The organism is Kribbella sp. NPDC020701 (assembly GCF_055562215.1).
The window spans coordinates 231,969-249,656 of the sequence record NZ_JBVHFT010000014.1; the positions used below are offsets into that span (position 1 = coordinate 231,969).

13 protein-coding genes are annotated in these 17,688 nt (G+C 68.3%); 5 read left to right on the plus strand and 8 right to left on the minus strand.

From position 1 onward, the window contains the following. Positions 1–4: 4 nt before the first annotated feature. The 7 genes from ACZ3HV_RS30635 to ACZ3HV_RS30665 form a co-directional block, all read right to left on the minus strand. Positions 5–658, minus strand: coding sequence for a Rid family hydrolase (locus tag ACZ3HV_RS30635; protein ID WP_465689220.1), 654 nt, complete (start codon positions 656–658; stop codon positions 5–7). Continuing rightward, the gene (locus tag ACZ3HV_RS30640) at positions 655–2,235 is read right to left on the minus strand and encodes a flavin monoamine oxidase family protein (protein WP_465689222.1); all 1,581 of its coding nucleotides are present in this window, start codon (positions 2,233–2,235) and stop codon (positions 655–657) included. The genes ACZ3HV_RS30635 and ACZ3HV_RS30640 overlap by 4 nt, the downstream gene beginning before the upstream one ends. Positions 2,236–2,349: 114 nt before the next feature. Further along, positions 2,350–3,141 (minus strand): S1 family peptidase, encoded by a 792-nt coding sequence (locus tag ACZ3HV_RS30645; RefSeq protein WP_465689224.1) that lies wholly within the window; start codon positions 3,139–3,141, stop codon positions 2,350–2,352. Between the two features lie 3 nt (positions 3,142–3,144). Continuing rightward, positions 3,145–3,426 carry a DUF4386 family protein gene (locus tag ACZ3HV_RS30650; protein WP_465689293.1) on the minus strand — a complete coding sequence of 94 codons (282 nt, stop codon included), beginning with the start codon at positions 3,424–3,426 and terminating at the stop codon, positions 3,145–3,147. 140 nt (positions 3,427–3,566) lie between these two features. Then, entirely contained in the window at positions 3,567–4,499 is a 933-nt protein-coding gene (locus ACZ3HV_RS30655) for a zinc metalloprotease (protein WP_465689226.1), read from the minus strand. A 146-nt stretch (positions 4,500–4,645) separates the two neighbouring features. Then, positions 4,646–6,781, minus strand: coding sequence for a bifunctional polysaccharide deacetylase/glycosyltransferase family 2 protein (locus ACZ3HV_RS30660; protein ID WP_465689228.1), 2,136 nt, complete (start codon positions 6,779–6,781; stop codon positions 4,646–4,648). Continuing rightward, entirely contained in the window at positions 6,778–7,251 is a 474-nt protein-coding gene (locus tag ACZ3HV_RS30665) for a hypothetical protein (protein ID WP_465689230.1), read from the minus strand. Before ACZ3HV_RS30665 ends, ACZ3HV_RS30660 begins: the two co-directional genes overlap by 4 nt. Positions 7,252–7,407: 156 nt before the next feature. Between ACZ3HV_RS30665 and glgX the strand changes: the two genes are divergently transcribed. The 5 genes from glgX (at position 7,408) to ACZ3HV_RS30690 (ending at position 15,046) form a co-directional block, all read left to right on the plus strand. After that, positions 7,408–9,522 carry a glycogen debranching protein GlgX gene (gene glgX, locus ACZ3HV_RS30670; protein WP_465689231.1) on the plus strand — a complete coding sequence of 705 codons (2,115 nt, stop codon included), beginning with the start codon at positions 7,408–7,410 and terminating at the stop codon, positions 9,520–9,522. Further along, positions 9,519–11,924 carry a malto-oligosyltrehalose synthase gene (gene treY / locus ACZ3HV_RS30675; RefSeq protein ID WP_465689233.1) on the plus strand — a complete coding sequence of 802 codons (2,406 nt, stop codon included), beginning with the start codon at positions 9,519–9,521 and terminating at the stop codon, positions 11,922–11,924. The genes glgX and treY overlap by 4 nt, the downstream gene beginning before the upstream one ends. A 4-nt stretch (positions 11,925–11,928) precedes the next feature. After that, a complete protein-coding gene (gene treZ, locus ACZ3HV_RS30680; RefSeq protein WP_465689235.1) occupies positions 11,929–13,656 on the plus strand; it encodes a malto-oligosyltrehalose trehalohydrolase in 1,728 nt (575 codons plus the stop codon). 159 nt (positions 13,657–13,815) lie between these two features. Then, a complete protein-coding gene (locus ACZ3HV_RS30685) occupies positions 13,816–14,013 on the plus strand; it encodes a hypothetical protein (protein ID WP_465689237.1) in 198 nt (65 codons plus the stop codon). Positions 14,014–14,224: 211 nt separating this feature from the next. After that, complete coding sequence (locus ACZ3HV_RS30690; RefSeq protein ID WP_465689239.1) at positions 14,225–15,046, plus strand: SAM-dependent methyltransferase; 822 nt, start codon at positions 14,225–14,227, stop codon at positions 15,044–15,046. A 3-nt stretch (positions 15,047–15,049) separates the two neighbouring features. On the opposite strand, the gene ACZ3HV_RS30695 is transcribed toward ACZ3HV_RS30690, so the two are convergent. Then, positions 15,050–17,620, minus strand: a complete 2,571-nt coding sequence (locus ACZ3HV_RS30695) for a GNAT family N-acetyltransferase (RefSeq protein ID WP_465689241.1) — start codon at positions 17,618–17,620, stop codon at positions 15,050–15,052. Between the last annotated feature and the right edge of the window lie 68 nt (positions 17,621–17,688).

A 17,688-nucleotide genomic window follows, 5' to 3' on the forward strand; every position in this document is an offset into this window, starting at 1 on the left:
GGAGTCAGCGTTTCGGGAAGGCGGCGTCTACTTCTACTTCGACCAGCCAGCCGGTGACCGGGAGGTTCTCGATCTCGAGGGCGAAGCGGGACGGGCGGGACTTGTTGGTCACGAAGGGTTTGGCGGGTGGCGCTGTGCCGAGGGGGACGGGGACGTAGTTGCCTGTGGTGAGGTCGGTGTTGGCGAAGTACTGGCGGTAGGCGCGGTTCCACCCGGCGAAGTCGGCGGCGGTCGCGCCGGCGGGGTTCTGGAGGAAGACGCGCATGGTGTAGACGTCGGCGTACGACAGACCCGCTGCCTGCAGGTTCTCACCGATCCGGCGCAGGACGTTGATCCCTTGGGCCTCGGTGATGGTGACGCCCGCGGGCAGGGTGCCGCCGGGGAAGACGACGGTGTCGACGTACGCCGCCTCCGAGCCCGCGGGTGCTCCCGTGTTGAGAGCCGACGGCCCGATCCCGCTCGTCTTGTAGACCGGGGTGTCAGCCCCGATCCCGACGCCGCTGGCGATCATCGGGTTGGACTGACCCGCGGGCAAGACCGGTACGACGGTGCCCGGCCGCGGCGGTTTCGGCCGGTCCCACCACCCCGCGGCGCCGGCAGTGAACGAGCACGAGGCGATCAGTACGACGACGAAGCCGATCAGGAGCCGGCGCCTCATCGGCTCGTCACCCGGCTGTGCAGGGCGGTCACGGTCGCCCGGGCGGACACGATCGCGCCGTGCTGCCAGGCGATCGTGTGGGACAGGTGGTCACCGGCGAAGTAGATGTTGCCGGTGGCATCGAGCAGGCGGGCGTAGATCCCGTCGGTCTGCGACGGCCAGCTCACCCAGGAGGCCTCGGAGTACTTGGTGCCCAGCCAGTTCACCGAGAAGGCCGCCTTGACGTCTTTGGTGTAGACGTCACCGTGGATCTTGGCGCCCTGCATCAGCGCGCGTTCCAGCCGGGCGGCCGGTGTCAGAGCGCCGTACGCCGTGGCGTTGGCGCCGGTGTTGTAGTAGCCGATGACGGTGCCGCGTTCGCCGTGGAACCCGGTCGACGGGTACCAGGTGTTGACCGTGTCGAGATTGCTGTTGGTGATTCCGCCGTAGATCCGGTGGTCCTCCTCCCACCAGCGCCGGCCGTACTCGATGCCGATCTTGCCCGCGTTCGTCGGTCGGGCGTAGTTGAGGGCCTCGAGGATCGGGGCCGGCAGGTTGGACGGGACCTTGGCGGCCAGGTGCGGCGGCAACGTGCAGATGGCGTAGTCCGCGGTCAGCACCCGCGTCCGCGTCCCGGTCCGGTACGTGACCTGGACGCCGGTTGTCGTGTTCTGCAGACCGGTGACCTCGGCGCCGTACTTGATCTTCTCCCGGCCGATCGCCTTCTCGAAGGCGTACGGGATCCGGTCCATCCCACCGACGGGCTGGAACATCATCATGGCCTGATCCCAGCCGAACTCGAACGAGAAGTAGTTGCCGACCCCACTCGCGAACACGTCGCTCAGCGGGTACGGCGCTGCCGTCGTACCGCCTTCCAGCCCGGCGCCTGGTTCGACCGTGTAGCCGCGGCGGCCGTCGGTACCGGTGTAGGCGAAGCCGGCCGCCTTGTTCCCGATCGCACCGAAACTGCTGAGGAACCCGGTCAGCGCCTGCTTGTCGGCCGCCGTCAGCCGGCCGTCGAGCGCGCCCTGATCCGTGACCGTGGCCAGCAGTTCGGCCACGTAGCCGTAGACATCCGCCTTAGCGGTCCGGTGCCGGATCGCCTTGTTGGACAGGGCTGTAGTGCCTTCGCGGTAGAGGTACGCGTCGGCGTTCTGGTTGACGAACGGCTCGATCGCGACGCCGAGCTCACGGCAGTACTCCAGCGTCACGTGGTGCTGCGGAAGACGGCCCGGGCCGGCGTTCATGTACTGGCCGGGCGAGAACGTCGCCCGCTGGGTGTTCCCGGCCAGATCCGTCTCCACGGTGCCGCCGCGGACTGTCCAGTTGCGGCCGCCAGGACGGTTGCGGGCCTCCAGCAGGGTGACCTTGTAGCCGGCCTTGAGCAGTTCGTACGCCGAAGTCAGGCCGGAGATCCCGGCGCCGAGGACGACGACGTGCTTGGTGCCGCGGCCGTTCAGTTCGATCCGCGACGGGGCGGCGTACGCGGGCGTCTCGGCGACGCCCGTGAGGCCGAGCGCCGACATCGTGGAGTACAGCACACCGGCCCCACCGGTGATACCGACCTGTTGCAGGAACTGACGTCTGGTCTGCGCCATGCCTTCTCCTCACTGGGCAACGGGGTAGCTGACCAGAAAGGTAAGGACTTGATGTTTTCGGACTGTGTCCGGGCGGTGACGAACTGAGACCGGTACTGACAGGTATGTTTCGGGCTAACGAACCTGTTGGAGCTGAGCCCGTAGCACCTTGACGACGGGGGCGATTTCCGCGTAAACGCCAGGAAAACCGGGCTCGGCGCAGCCCTTGCCCCAGGAGACCAGGCCGAGCAGGCGGCCGTTGAGGACCAGCGGGCCGCCGGAGTCGCCTTGGCAGGTGTCGGCGGTGCCGTTGAGGTAGCCGGCGCAGATGTTCGAGGCGGCGGCGTACCCGTTGGCGACGTACTCCTTGTTGGCCAGGCAGGTGGCGTCGCCGAGGTCGGGGACGGCGAGCTTCTGCAGCGTGTCCTCGGGGCCGGTGCCGTCGGTGTCGCCCCAGCCGTAGACCGTCGGTACGACGCCACGCCGGTCGGCCTTGGGGTTCGTCTCCAGCCCGAGCACCGGGACACCGGTGAACGGCTTCGACAGCGTCAGTACGGCGAAGTCGTTGTGGCTGTCGTTCGTGCTGTATCCGGGATGGATCCACACCTTGCTGATCCCGGACACCTGTCCGGTGCTGTCATCCGTCAGATCGGCCCGCCCCTGGACAGCGGCGTACGTCGACGCGGGCTTGATCATGCAGTGCGCCGCAGTGACGAGCTTGTCCGGCCTCACGAGGACCGCACCACACCACCGCCCGGTCGGTCGGGCGGACTGCGTGTTCGTCAGCACCACCGCCCACGGCGCCTCGGTCACACTCGCCAGCGTCCCCCCGACGACGAGCGGCTTCTCCGAGGTCGTGGACGCGGAGACCGACCCCGCCGTGACCAGTAGGAGAACACCGGCGAGAACCGTGGCGCGTTTCAGCATTGACTACTCCAAGTGAGACCCTGATTGCCTTAGGTAAAGTCCCACACCGAGCAGGATGGTCCACGCCCCCCACGCCGTGCTCCCGAGGAGTCCGGCCGCATCCCACACCGGGAAGTCCGGTACGGCGGTCGACAGGATGTCGCCCTGGTTGGCCAGATAGAGGACGCCCGCCACCAAGCCCGCCCAGCCGATCCACCGCGGCAGTACGGAGGTCCGCAGGATGAACACGCTGACCCCGACGCTCCAGGCGATCCCGAGCAACTCGCCCAGGTGTTCGCCGATCAGTGCGCCCGATGGACGGCCCGCGGACGACGGCCCTGAACGAGCGCCTGCTCGAGCTGTTCATCGGTGCCGGACTCGACCCGGCCGACGCCGCCCGGGGTGGTCACCCCGGCCACGCATGCCGGGGTGACCACATCGAGTGCTCAGGCGCGGTAGGCGGTCCACATGCTGCTCATGCGGGTGCTCTGGCCTGGCGTGAACTGGTTGTAGCAAGTGTCGTACGAATAATCCATGTAGTTGTGGATCGGGTCGAGACCCGGCAGCGAGCAGGAGTCGCGGCCCTCGGGGCAGCCGTTGGTGGAGCTGCTCTGGGCCGGAGTGTCGGACACCTCGTCGTTCGTCTGCGTACAGCCGCCCTGGAAGGTGTGGTAGAGGCCGAGCCAGTGCCCGGCCTCGTGGGTCGCGGTCTCACCGAGGTTGTAGTTCGCGATCCCGCCGCCGGGCAGCGAGTCGTAGTGCACGCGGATGCCGTCGATCCCCGGGTTGCGGCTGTAGTCCCAGGGGAACGTCGCGATGCCGAGGTAGGCGAAGTCGACCAGCCAGATGTTCAGCGCGTTCGCGCCGCCCTGGCGGGTCTGCTTGCGGTAGGTGCTGCTCTGTTTGTCCTTGTGCCAGTTGTTGTTGTTGAACCGGTCGACACCGGCCAGCGTGAAGGTGAAGCCGGTGTTCGCCGCCTGCGACGACTCCTGACCGGCGTACGTAGTGTTCAGTACGGCGATCTGCTGCGAGATCTGGGTGTCGGTGACGTCACCGTTCCCGGCCGCGTCACGCATCACGTGCACGTAGACCGGGACGGTCGCGGCGGCCAGCGCACCCTTCGGTAAGGCACCTTTGGCCTTCAGCACCTGCGCGGTCCGGGCCTCGATCGCCTTCTGCTCGGCGACCGAGATGTCCCGGGTGTCCGGGCCGTGACCGCCCTTGGCGGCGGCGCCGGCCGGTGGCACGAAACAGTCAGCCGCCGGCAGTCGGTCCGCCGGCACCCGGGCCGAAGCCTGGCCGCCGAGCGGAGTGAACAACAGCGCCGAGCTGGCCAGCAGGACTGCCGCGGCGCGGGGACGGGTGATGAAAGATCGCATAGCTGCGCTCCTCCGGGTCGGGCCGCTGGGCGGGCGGCCGGTTGCCCGGCATCCTGCGCAACAAATTCCCTGCCACGGAAGCGATCACCGCTGATTCTCCCGCGATCTAGGGAAAACCTTCGGTGATCCCACCTGGTGGGCAAGGATCAGGAGAGGAGTGAGGAGTCGCTCGCGGGGGCCTGGAGACTTCCGTAGCGTTCCATCCTTTGCCAGCGCAGCCGGGACCCGGCCAAAGCGGTGAACACCGACTGGATCACGACCAGGTACATCAGTTGCCGGTAGACGAATTGCTGCAGCGGCAGCGTCCACAACGGCCCGGCCCGTTCACCGTCCAGGTGGAACGCATAGTGGCCCATGGCGAACTGCAGGGCGAGGAAGCCCAGCCAGACCAGTCCCACGCGCAGCGGGTTCAGGAAGACCAAGCCGTAGATCGCGAAGACGTCGACCACCGGTGCGAGCAGTGGCAGCAGGACCTGGAAGAGCAGCAGATACGTCAGACCGCGTCGGCCGAGCTTCCCGGCCCGGCCGCGCCGCAGCCAGGCACCGCGGTGCTTCCACATCGCCTGCAACGTGCCGTAGCACCAGCGGTAGCGCTGCCGCCACAACGCGCCGAGTGACGCCGGAGCCTCGGTCCAGGCGATCGCGCGCTCCTCGTAGACGACCCGCCACCCGTCCCGGCACAACGCCATGGTCAGGTCGGTGTCCTCGGCGAGCGTCACATCACTCAGCCCGCCGATCCGCTCCAGCGCGGTACGACGGAAGCCGCCGACGGCCCCGGGCACGGTGGGCATGCATTCGGCCAGGTCGAACAGCCGCCGGTCCAGGTTGAACCCGATCACGTACTCGATGTGTTGCCAGCGACCGAGCAGCCCACCGCGGTTGCCCACCTTGGCATTGCCGGACACCGCACCCACGGACGGGTCGGCGAACGGCTGGACCAGCATCCGGACCGCGTCCGGCTCGAATACCGTGTCGCCGTCGACCATCACGACCAGGTCGAAGTGGGCGGCCTGGAGACCGGTGTTGAGGGCCACCGGCTTGCCCGCGTTCGGCTGGCGGATCACCCGGACCCCGGGGATGCCCAGCGCCTCGACGAGGTCCGCCGTACCGTCGGTCGAACCGTCGTCGACCACGATCACCTCGAGCGGATGGTCCGACGCGACCAGCGACCTGACCGCCGCCTCGATCCCAGCACTCTCGTTGTACGCCGGGACGATCACGCTGACCGGCTCCGTCACCGGCGGCCCCCACGACCAGTCGCGCATCCGGGCGTGCCGGCGGGCCGCGACCACGGTCGTGATGGCGCGGAGCACACTCAACGCGCCCGCGGCGTACAGCAGCCAGGTGAGCAGCGTCAGTACGCCGTCGCTCACCCGCATGGCCCAGATCGCTGCCATGCCGCGACCGCGTTCCAACAGGCCGGCCGCGTGGACCGGCTGCGGCAGACCTACGGCGTCGCTGACCGTCGCGAACTTGTATCCGCGCGCCTTCAGCGTCGGGATCAGCTTGGCCAGCGCCGCGACGGTCTCGCTGCGGTCGCCTCCCGCGTCGTGCATCAGCAGCACCTGTCCGGCGGTGCCGCGCGGCATCGAGTTCGCGATCACCTTCGCCGTTCCGGGGCGGCGCCAGTCCTCGCTGTCCTGCGTGCTCAGCACGGTCAGGTACCCGGCCTGCCGGGTCTTCTCGATCGAGGTCCAGTCGGCGTTCCGGACCGCGTCCGCCTCGGACGAGTACGGCGGCCGCAGCAGCGGCGTACTGACACCGGTGGCGCCGGCCAGGATCAGCTGGCTCTGGCGCAGCTCGAGTGACCTGCGCCAGCCGGGGACCGTGCTCAGGTTCGCGTGGGTGAACGTGTGCAGGCCGATTTGGTGGCCCTCAGCAACTATTCGGCGGGCCAGCCCGGGATGGGCGGCGACCTCGGTGCCTACCACGAAGAAGGTCGCCTTGACGTGCTGGGCCTTGAGCAGGTCGAGCACCTTCGGGGTCCAGACCGGATCCGGTCCGTCGTCGAAGGTCAGCGCGATGGTCCGCGCGGCCGGCCGGACCGAGCGGATCGCCGAGGGGCTGGCGTCGATCACCGGCCCGCCCGTCGCGATGGCCTTCGGGACGGCGTCGGCCGGTCCGTCGGCCGCGACCGCGCCGTCGGGTTCCGCGCCGTACAGATGGTGCGTGTAGCCGTTCAGGAGCAGCATGCTCGACAGGCAGACGAGCAGCATGGTCAGCACGACCCAGTGGGAGCGCAGCGGGACGGGCTTGGCACGACGGGCGACCGGCCGGCTCACGGCTTGCCGGGCGTCTTCGTCTGGCCGGGCGGTGCGGTCGGCCTGTTGCTGGCGTGCGCGCTCGTCGGCTTACCGGGTGGCAAGGTGGGTGAGCCGGTGGTGTGCGGGGTCGGCGTGGCGGTCGGGGTCGTCGGTACGACGGTCGGCGTCCCCGCCGGCGTGGCGGACGGCGTACCCGAAGGCGTCGTACTCGGTGTGCTGCTTGCGCGCTCCGGGGTGGGCGTCGAGCCGATCGTGGGAATCGCGGCGGGCGGCGGACTCGTGGGAGGTCGGTGCGCGGGCCGGACGATGGCTTCGGGGAGGGGAACCAGCGGCGTGTCCAGCCGCGGTCCGCCGAACAGGCTGCTGGTCATCAGGACCAGGTAGCCGACGACGGGTACGGCGAGCACCACGCCGGCACGGCGGATGGCACGATGACGGCGCCCGGTCGAGTCCAGAAAGACCGGCCGCCGCGCGGAGGGCGACTTCACAAGCCTGGGATGTTACGGGCTACCGGCGGGTCGCGGGAGTCCGGTGGAAGGATGACTGCGGAGAGTGGCCGGCGGATCACTCGGGGCGGATGAATAGTCGGGCTCAAATGGACCCACCATGCCGTGTCCGGGGGTGGGGGTGGCTACTGTCATCTGGTGCAGAAATGGCCTGGCCGTCCTTATCCTCTCGGCGCCACCTTCGACGGTGCCGGGACGAACTTCGCTGTGTTCTCGGAGGTTGCGGAACGAGTAGATCTGGCGCTGATCGACGAAGACGGGGACGAGCAACTGGTCCAGCTGACCGAGGTGGACGGGTTCGTCTGGCACGCGTTCCTGCCGGCGGTGCAGCCGGGACAGCGGTACGGGTTCCGGGTGCATGGGCCGTACAACCCGGCCGACGGAGATCGGTGCAACCCGTCCAAGCTGCTGCTGGATCCTTACGCGAAGGCGATCGACGGGCAGATCGACGGTGACGAGTCGCTGTTCAGCTACCGGTTCGCGAAACCGGACGAGCTGAACACGATGGACAACCGCGAGCACACCATGCTGTCGGTGGTGACGAACCCGTTCTTCGACTGGGGCAACGACCGCCCGCCGGGGCACGCCTACCACGAGACGGTGATCTACGAGGCGCACGTGAAGGGGCTGACCAAGACCCACCCGGCGCTGCCGGAGGACATCCGCGGTACGTACGCCGCCCTCGCGCATCCGGCCGTCATCGACCACCTCAAGGACCTCGGAGTGTCCGCGATCGAGCTGATGCCGATCCACCAGTTCGCCCAGGACGGCCACCTGCAGGAGCTCGGCCTGTCGAACTACTGGGGTTACAACACGATCGGTTTCTTCGCGCCGCACAACGACTACGCCGCCGGCGGGACCCGCGGTCAGCAGGTGACCGAGTTCAAGATCATGGTGAAGGCCCTGCACGAGGCCGACATCGAGGTGATCCTCGACGTGGTCTACAACCACACCGCCGAGGGCAACCAGTTCGGCCCGACGTTGTCGTTCAAGGGCATCGACAACGCGGCGTACTACCGCCTGGTCGACCAGGACAAGTCGCACTACTACGACACCACCGGCACGGGGAACAGCCTGCTGATGCGGCACCCGCACGTGCTGCAGCTGATCATGGACTCGCTGCGCTACTGGGTCACCGAGATGCATGTCGACGGCTTCCGCTTCGATCTCGCGTCCACGCTGGCCCGGCAGTTCCACGAGGTCGACCGGCTGTCGGCGTTCTTCGACCTGGTCCAGCAGGACCCGGTCGTCAGCCAGGTCAAGCTGATCGCCGAGCCGTGGGACGTCGGCGACGGCGGCTACCAGGTCGGCAACTTCCCGCCGCTGTGGACCGAGTGGAACGGGAAGTTCCGCGACACCATCCGGGACTTCTGGCGCGGCGAGAAGTACACGCTGGCCGAGTTCGCGTCCCGGCTGACCGGCTCGTCCGACCTCTACCAGGACGACAGCCGCCGGCCGCTGGCGAGTATCAACTTCATCACCGCCCACGACGGTTTCACGTTGCGCGACCTGGTCTCGTACAACGACAAGCACAACGAGGCGAACGGGGAGGGCGGCAAGGACGGCGAGAGCCACAACCGCTCCTGGAACTGCGGCGTCGAGGGCGCGACCGACGACCCCGAGGTGAAGAAGCTGCGGGCCAAGCAGCAGCGCAACTTCCTCACCACGCTGCTGATCTCCCAGGGCGTGCCGATGATGGCCCACGGCGACGAGCTGGGCCGGACGCAGACCGGCAACAACAACGTCTACTGCCAGGACAACGAGATCGCCTGGGTGGACTGGCAGCTCACCGACTCGCAGAAGGACCTGCTGGCCTTCACCCAGGCCCTGGTCAAGCTGCGCAACAACCACCCGGTCCTGCGCCGCCGCCGCTTCTTCCACGGCGACACCGGTATCGACGGCCTCGGCGACCTGGTCTGGTTCACGCCGAACGGCACCGAGATGCAGAACGGCGACTGGCAGCACGACGACGCCCGCGCGATCGCGGTCTTCCTCAACGGCGACGCGATCTCCGAGCCGGACCCGCGCGGCGAGCCCGTGGTCGACGACTCGTTCCTGATCCTGCTGAACAGCGACCACGAGCCGGTCGACTTCCTCCTCCCGCCCAAGGAGTACGGCGAGGAGTGGACTGTGGTCGTGGACACGACGACCGCCCAGGGCACCGCGACCGACGAGCCGCATGCCGCCGGGAGCACAGTGCCGCTGGAGTCCCGCAGCACCCTCGTCCTGACCCGGGCGCGGGCGGCCGGATGACCGGGGTCCCGCAGGCCACGTATCGGTTGCAGCTGCGCGCCGAGTTCGGTTTCGACGACGCCGCGGCAGTAGTTCCGTACTTGCACGGCCTCGGGATCTCCCACGCCTACCTGTCCCCGATCCTCCAGGCCGCGCCCGGTTCCACCCACGGGTACGACGTGGTGGACCACAGCCGCCTGTCCGAACCGGCCGGCGGTCGCCCTGCGTTCGATCGGCTCGCGACACGGCTGGCCGGCCATCTCATGGGGGCCGTGGCGGACGTCGTACCCAACCATGTGGCCGTGCCGACGCCGGCGCGGCTCAACAAGGCGCTCTGGTCGGTGCTGCGGGACGGTCCGGGTTCGCCGTACGCCGAGTGGTTCGACGTGGACTGGGGTTCGGGGAACCAGCCGTTGTTGATGGCGGTGCTCGGTCAGCGCATCGGGAGGGTGCTGGCGGACGGCGAGCTGTCGGTCGAGGGCGACGTACTGCGGTATTACGACCACGAGTACCCACTCCGGCCGGGCACCGAGAATCTGCCGATCGCGGAGCTGGTGACCGAGCAGTGGTACCGCCTCGCGCACTGGCGAGTCGCTGACGAGGAACTGAACTACCGGCGCTTCTTCGATGTGGACACGCTCGCCGCAGTGCGCGTGGAGACGCAAGAGGTCTTCGACGCCACGCACGAGCTACTGCTGGAGCTTCTGCGTGAGGGCAAGCTCAACGGCTTCCGCATCGACCATCCGGACGGTCTGGCCGACCCGCGTGGCTATCTGCGGCGTCTGGCCGAGCGCACCGGCGGTGCCTGGGTCGTGGTCGAGAAGATCCTCGAAGGTGACGAAGAGCTGCCGAGTGACTGGCCCTGCGCCGGCACCACCGGGTACGACGCTCTCCTCCGCGTCGGCGGCCTGTTCGTGGACCCCGCCGGGGCCGCACCGCTGGCGGCCTTGCACTCCGAGCTGTCTGGCGCCCCCGCCGACTTCAGCCCGGTGGTGGAAGAGGCGAAACGGGAGGTGGTCAGGCAAGGGCAGTACGCCGAGGTCCATCGACTCGTCGAGCTCCTCGCTCACATCTGCCAGGAGGACGTTCGGCTGCGTGACCACACCCGGCGTGCGTTCCACGAGGTGGTCGTCGAGCTGCTCGTCCACTTCGACGTCTACCGCGCGTACGTCGTACCCGGTGAGCAGCCGTCCGCGCGGGCGATGCACGCGTTGGAGCGGGCCGCCGCGAAGGCTCGGCAGAACCTCGATGAGGACCGGCAGGAAACGCTCGACGTCGTACTGCACCTGCTGCTCGGCCAGGAGACCGGGACCGCGAGCCGGATCGACGAGCACGCGCGGCACGAGCTGATCGTGCGGTTCCAGCAGACCTGTGGACCCGTTATGGCGAAGGGCGTCGAGGACACCGCGTTCTACCGGTGGTTCCGGCTCACGTCGTTGAACGAGGTCGGTGGGGATCCAGAGCACTTCGGTGTGACTCCGGAGGAGTTCCACGCGTTCGCGGCCCGGCTCAACCAGCACTGGCCGAAGACGATGACCACGCTGTCCACTCACGACACCAAGCGGTCCGAGGACGTGCGTGCGCGGCTCGGTGTGTTGTCGGAGCAGCCCGCGGCCTGGTCCGAGGCCGTCCGGGAGTGGCGGCGGTTGTCGGAGGATCACCGGAGTCCGGTGCTGGACGGGAGTACGGAGTACCTGTTCTGGCAGACGCTCTTCGGCACCTGGGACGACGGCCTGCTCTCCGAGGATCGCTTGCAGGCCTATCTGCTCAAGGCGATCCGCGAGGCCAAGCGCCACACCACCTGGACTTCGCCGGACGAGGAGTACGAGCAGGCCGTCGCCGCTTTCACCACGGCGGTTCTGCGCGATGACGCCGTACTCGAGTCGGTACGACGCTTTGCCGCCAGGCAGACCGAGTTCGTCCGGGCGGCCACGCTCGGCCAGAAGCTGGTCCAGCTCACGATGCCCGGCGTACCGGATGTCTACCAGGGCACGGAGTTGATCGACCTGTCGCTAGTGGACCCGGACAACCGGCGGCCGGTGGACTACCAGTACCGGATCGACCGGCTTCGTAGGCTGGATGACGGCGCCAAGCCGGAGGACCTGTCCGACGAGAAGCTGCTCGTCACCTCGCGGGCGCTGCGCGTTCGCCGGCAGTATCCGGAGGCCTTCGCCGGTAGCTACGCCCCGCTCCCGACCTCCAACGGTCACGCGGTCGCCTTCGCCCGTGGCGACGCAGTCCTCACCGTGGCAACCAGACTGCCCGCGGCGCTGCACCGCCTCGGTGGCTGGGGTGACAGCACTGTGGTGTTGCCGAGTGGACAATGGAAGAACGTGTTGACCGGTCGCGAAGTGGGTAGTGGGGCTGCCCGGATCCACGAGCTACTGGAAGACCTCCCGGTAGCTCTGCTCGTCAGGAGCTGAACAGATGCACACGTTCTCCGTGTGGGCGCCCGCCGCGTCGTCGGTGGACCTGGTGCTGCGGGACGGCGTACTGCCGATGCGCTGGGCGGCCGACGGCTGGTGGAAGCGGGAGGTGGTCGAGGCGCGCCACGGCACCGACTACGCGTTCTCTGTCGACGGCGGCGAGCCACTGCCTGATCCACGCAGTGCCTGGCAGGCCGACGGCGTTCATGGCTTCAGTCGAGTGTTCGAGGCGGACCGCTTCACCTGGACGGACGAAGACTGGATGGGCCGGGATGTGCGCGGCTCGGTGTTCTACGAGCTGCACATCGGGACCTTCACCCCGGAAGGCACGCTGGACGCGGCCGCGGAGCACCTGGACTACCTGGCGCTGCTGGGCGTCGAGGTCATCTCACTGCTGCCGGTCGCTGCGTTCCCGGGCCGCCACGGCTGGGGGTACGACGGTGTGCACCTGTACGCCGTCCACGAGCCCTATGGCGGCCCGGAAGCACTGCAGCGGTTCGTCAACCACTGTCACGACGCCGGACTGGCCGTGTGTCTCGACGTCGTCTACAACCACCTCGGTCCGAGTGGGAACCGCCTGGCCAGCTTCGGTCCGTACTTCACCGACAACCACACGACGCCATGGGGTCCGGCGGTCAACCTCGACGACACCGGCAGCACCGAGGTACGTCGCTGGATCTGTGACAACGCACTCCGGTGGTTCGACTCGTTCCATGTGGACGCTCTGCGGCTGGACGCCGTTCACGCGCTGGTCGACGACAGCCCGATGCATCTGATCGCGCAGCTGTCGTTGGAGACCGCGGACCTGTCCACTGAGCTCGGCCGGCCGTTGGGTCTGGTGGCCGAGTCGGATCTGAACGAACCGCGCACGGTCGAACCTGTGGCCGAGGGCGGGCTCGGCATGACTGCGCAGTGGAGCGACGACTTCCACCATGCGCTGCACTCACTGCTGACCGGTGAGCGATTCGGGTACTACGTGGACTTCGGTGCGCCGGAGGTGTTCGCGAAGACCCTGACCCGCGTGTTCCTGCACGACGGGTCGTACTCGACCTTCCGCGGTGCGGACTGGGGCCGGCCGGTCAATCCGGCGAAACATCACGGGACCGAGTTCCTCGCCTACACGTCGAACCACGACCAGATCGGCAACCGCGCGCTCGGTGACCGGCCCGCGCTCACGCCCGGCCAGCTCGCGATCGGCGCCGCGCTCGTGGTCACCTCGCCGTACACACCGATGCTGTTCATGGGCGAGGAGTGGGGTGCCTCGACGCCGTGGCGGTTCTTCACCGACTTCGACGAACCCGCGCTGGCCGAGGCGGTCCGGACCGGCCGGCGCCGCGAGTTCGCCGCGCACGGCTGGAGCGCCGACGAGATCCCGGACCCGCAGGACCCCGAGACCTGGCGCAGTTCGGTGCTCGACTGGTCCGAGCTGGACGCGTCACCGCACCGGGAGCTGTGGGCGTGGTACCACCACCTGCTGACGTTCCGCGCCCGGATGCCGGAGCTGCGCAACGACGATCTGGGCTCGGTCGGTATCTCTTTCGATCCCGGCGGGGACTGGCTGGTCGTGGCCCGTGGCAGTCTCCGGGTGGTGGCGAACCTGGCCGCCCACGAGACCGTCGTACCGGTCGACGAGCCTCCGTCGTGGGTGGTGATGGCTTTCGGGGACGCGGACACGGTCACTGACGGTGTCCGGTTGCCAGCTCACGGCGTTGCGATCATTGCTGTCTGAGACTTTCCAAGGACGCATATTTCCGGCCGAATCCAACAGAACAAGGCGTTCGACCCTGTTGATCGATGGTGATTTCAGGAATCGCTTGTGTGACAGGGGTCTCGTGACGGACTGTGGATTTGGCCAGCAGGGGACGGGGGGTTCGACGGGAGGAACTGGATGACAGTCGGAGGCGTCGACACTTACTACGACTACGAAGAGAAGCAGTGGAAGAGCCGGCGGCTGGGAGGTGGACCGATTCACCGCGGCCCCGTGTGCCCGGCTCCACGCACCGCTGACGTCTCGTTGCACGAGGCACCCCGCGAGCGCCATCCGGCCGCCCGCGAGCGCGACAAGTCCAAGACCGTCCTGACCTGAGACACCCGGTGGCAGGGCCCGCCAGACCAAGTCACCGCACTCAGCCGGTACCACAGCGGCCGTCGTGCCGGAACCCGACGGCCGTTGTGGCATGCCCGCTGACCGGCCGGTAGGACAAGGGTGCGCAAAGACTGGCCGGGGTGCCGAGCGAGGTAGTTCCGGAGTCGCATAGAGTGACTGCTGTCACCACCGGATCGGAAGGACCGCCGCGATGGCCGATGCAGACGAGCAGGTCCCGGAGAACGCACCGTTCCCCGGGTTCGACGTGAGCAGGCCGAGTATTGCCCGCACGTACGACTACCTGCTCGGCGGCAAGGACAACTTCGCCATCGACCGGGCCTTCGGGGACAAGTTCATCAACGACCTGCCCGGCTCCCGGCAGATCGCCCCGGACAACCGCGGCGCGCTGGTCCGGGCGATCCGCGAGATCATCACCAGCACCCCGGTCCGGCAGTTCGTCGACCTGGGCAGCGGTCTGCCGACCGCGGACAACGTCCACCAGGTCGCCCAGCGGTACGCGCCCGAGGCGAAGGTCCTGTACGTCGACAACGACCCGATCGTGCTCGCCCACGGCCGAGCCCTGCTGGCGGAGAACGAGAACACCACGGTCCTCCAGGCCGACCTGCGCGACCCGAAGGCGATCTACGACAGCGAGGACGCGCGGCTGATCGACTTCGACCAGCCGGTCGCGGTCGTCTTCAGCGCCACGCTGCACCACGTCAACGACGACGAGGACCCGGCCGGCCTGGTCCGGTTCTGGTACGACCGGATCCCCTCCGGCAGCTACGTCTTCATCAGCCACTTCCGCAGCGAGAACGACCCGCGCAGCCAGGAACTGGAGCAGGTCCTGCAGGGTTCCCTCGGCCGCGGCCGCTGGCGCACCGACGAGCAGATCCTCGCGCTCTTCGGCGACGGCTTCACCGTCGTCGACCCCGGCCTGGTGCCCGCGGTCAACTGGCGCAACCCCGACGCCCCCGAAGAACTCACCGACTGGCAACGCCTGATCGCCGCAGTCCTCGCCGTCAAGAACTGACCCTCAGCCGTAGAACGCTTCCCGGGTCAGGAAGGCGAACTGGGCTGTTTTCGTGGTGCCGTCCGGGTGGGTGATCTTGGCTTCCCGGCCGAGGATGAAGCCGGTGCGGTGGAAGCGGTCGATGGCTCCTGTGTTGCGGATGTCCGGTTCGACCACCAAGCGCGGATGCCCGAGGTGGCTGAAGATGAACTCAGCCAGCGCGCCGAGCAGTTGGCCGGTGAAGCCAGCCCGGCGCTCCCCGGGTGCGATCAGTAGGTGCAGCCCGAGGTCCCCGGCCTCGACGTCGTACGCCGCCCCCGCCGGATCCGCCTGCGGATCGTAGGTCTGCAACAGCGCGACCGGTACGTCGTCCAGTCGTACGACGTACACATGGTGCGTCGGCACCGAGTCCAGGAACCGGTACGTCGCGGCAACCTCATCCCGGGACAGCTCACCCATTCCCCAGAACGTCGCCCGCTCGGCCGTCACCCACTCGTAGATGAGATCGAGGTCCCGCTCGGGATCGGACTCCTCGAGGTGAACCGTGCCGAGACCGTCGACCTTCGTGGTGAAGCTCCGATCCTCCCGAGTGAGTTCGCCCTGGACCGGCGCCAGCGCACCGCGCAACCACAGCGGGAGCTGGTCGTGGTGATGAGCATCCCCGAGTACTCCGGACGCACCCAGCGGCACGATCCAGGCGCTGGTGGACCGATCGGCCAGGTCCCAGGCATAGCGGGCGGCGGAGGCACGGATGCACACGTCGGTCAGACCGGGCAGGCTCGACGTCGACATCACGCAGTGGTGGTCTCCGGACAGGCCGAGATCGAACGGCTCCTCGTCCGCTGCGAAGACCGGACCCCGCAGCGCATGCAGCGGCGCCAGCTGATGGGTTTCACCCCACGGCGGCCGGGGCTTCCGGCCTGCGACCTCCTCGAGCGCCTCCCGTGTCAGCCAGCTCACGTTGATGTCCGGGAGGTCCGCGCTCAGCAGGTTCTCCACCGCGTACGAGACATGCGTGAGCGTGTCCATCCACGGCGCGAACAGCTCCGTGCACTCGGCGTTCTCGAGCACCGTGAAGTGATCGGCCAGCCGGGACACGAGGGCCTTGCGGAGTGCGGCGTACGACGACGCCGTCGTACTCGCGGCGTCCATCCGGCGATCCCAGTCGAGAAACTCGGTGCGTAGGGCAACGGCTTCCGGGGACAGATCCGCCAAGCCGGCCAGGAGATCCAGGATCGAGCCTGCCGATCCGAGGAAGGTGTCGGTGTGGATCTCAGGCATCTCGCCGACCGACCAGTCGGACCGCGTGGCGATCATGTCCCGGATCCGATGAGACCGGTGCCGGGCTGCGAACTCCACGCCGAGTGGCGCCGCCAGCTCGCGCGCGTTCGCCATCACGGCCGGACCGTCGACGGTTGCCCGCGGCATCGGATCGTGCCAGCCGTCCCACTGGTGGTCCGCTTCCCAGGCCGGTACGACGCGGAGCCGGTTGTCGGGGTGGCGCCGCGGGACCAGTCCGGCGGTCCGATGCAGCAGTCCGCCCGCGGTGTCGGCCGCGAGGATCACGTTGACCGGCTCGACCCAGCTCTCCGCAGCCGCGTCGACGTCGGCGACAGTGGTTGCCTGAAGCAACTTAGGTAGCACCTCGAAACCCAGCCGGCCAGTCACTCGGGGCGGATACCGCAGGCTGATACCGTCCATGATCACCGGGCCGCGATCGGTCTCGATCACCTCGATCTCGATCGGATCCACGCCGGCCACCTCGACCACCTCGGTGTGCCTCGTGCAGGACGTCCACCCGTCAGGCCCGAGGGCCTCGACACCGGACTCGGTCCGGCGGAGTTGTTCGGCGTACAGGTCCTGGTAGTCGGACATCGCGTTGGTGATCGCCCAGGCGACCTTGCCGGTGTGGCCGAAGTGCGCGATCCCCGGGACCCCCGGGACGGCGAGGCCGAGGACGTCGTACTCCGGGCAGGTCAGCCGGATCTGCTGGTAGACACCTGGGCTCTCGATGAAGCGATGGGGATCGCCCGCGACGATCGGCTGCCCCGAGGCGGTGTGCGATCCGGGGATCAGCCACCCATTGCTTCCGGCCGTCCGCGGACCCTCCGAGCTGAACAACTCGATGTTCTCGTCACCGAGGTGCTCGGCGACATGCGTCCGCCATAGCTTCGACGGGAACCCCGCGAACAGGACGTGGATCGCCAGCCAGATCCCGAGCGGCGTCCACGGCTCCCACTCCTGCAGCTTCAGCCCGGTCTCGGCGAACTCCGGGGCGCGCGCCGCCCCACCGGGGAGCCCGTGGTTGACACCTTCGACGTACGCCGTGATCCACTCGCGGGTCTCTTCGTCGAGCGCCTCGAAACAGCGCTGAGCTGTGTCCGCGAGGCGGGCCTGCCGGGCGAACACGTCCCAGCCGGCGGCTTCCGGACCGAGGAACGCCGCACTCGTCCCGAGGTACCGGCGGCGCTCGAGCTCGATCTGCCAGGCCCGGTCCCGGGCGGTGGTGACGCCTTGGAGATAGACGAGGGCAAGTGGGTCTCCGGCCTGCAGCTGCGGAACGCCGTACGCGTCCCGGAACACCCTCGCATTCACAACGGGTCCTCGTTTCAGTTAGGTTAGGCTGCGCTAACTTACAAAGCAGGAATCGTGGTCGCAAGGGC

Bases quoted from the DNA above. Each gene is read 5' to 3' on its own strand.
- ACZ3HV_RS30635 (WP_465689220.1), bottom strand. From the start codon at position 658: ATGAGGCGCCGGCTCCTGATCGGCTTCGTCGTCGTACTGATCGCCTCG.
- ACZ3HV_RS30640 (WP_465689222.1), bottom strand. From the start codon at position 2,235: ATGGCGCAGACCAGACGTCAGTTCCTGCAACAGGTCGGTATCACCGGT.
- ACZ3HV_RS30645 (WP_465689224.1), bottom strand. From the start codon at position 3,141: ATGCTGAAACGCGCCACGGTTCTCGCCGGTGTTCTCCTACTGGTCACG.
- ACZ3HV_RS30655 (WP_465689226.1), bottom strand. From the start codon at position 4,499: ATGCGATCTTTCATCACCCGTCCCCGCGCCGCGGCAGTCCTGCTGGCC.
- treY (WP_465689233.1), top strand. From the start codon at position 9,519: ATGACCGGGGTCCCGCAGGCCACGTATCGGTTGCAGCTGCGCGCCGAG.
- treZ (WP_465689235.1), top strand. From the start codon at position 11,929: ATGCACACGTTCTCCGTGTGGGCGCCCGCCGCGTCGTCGGTGGACCTG.
- ACZ3HV_RS30685 (WP_465689237.1), top strand. From the start codon at position 13,816: ATGACAGTCGGAGGCGTCGACACTTACTACGACTACGAAGAGAAGCAG.
- ACZ3HV_RS30690 (WP_465689239.1), top strand. From the start codon at position 14,225: ATGGCCGATGCAGACGAGCAGGTCCCGGAGAACGCACCGTTCCCCGGG.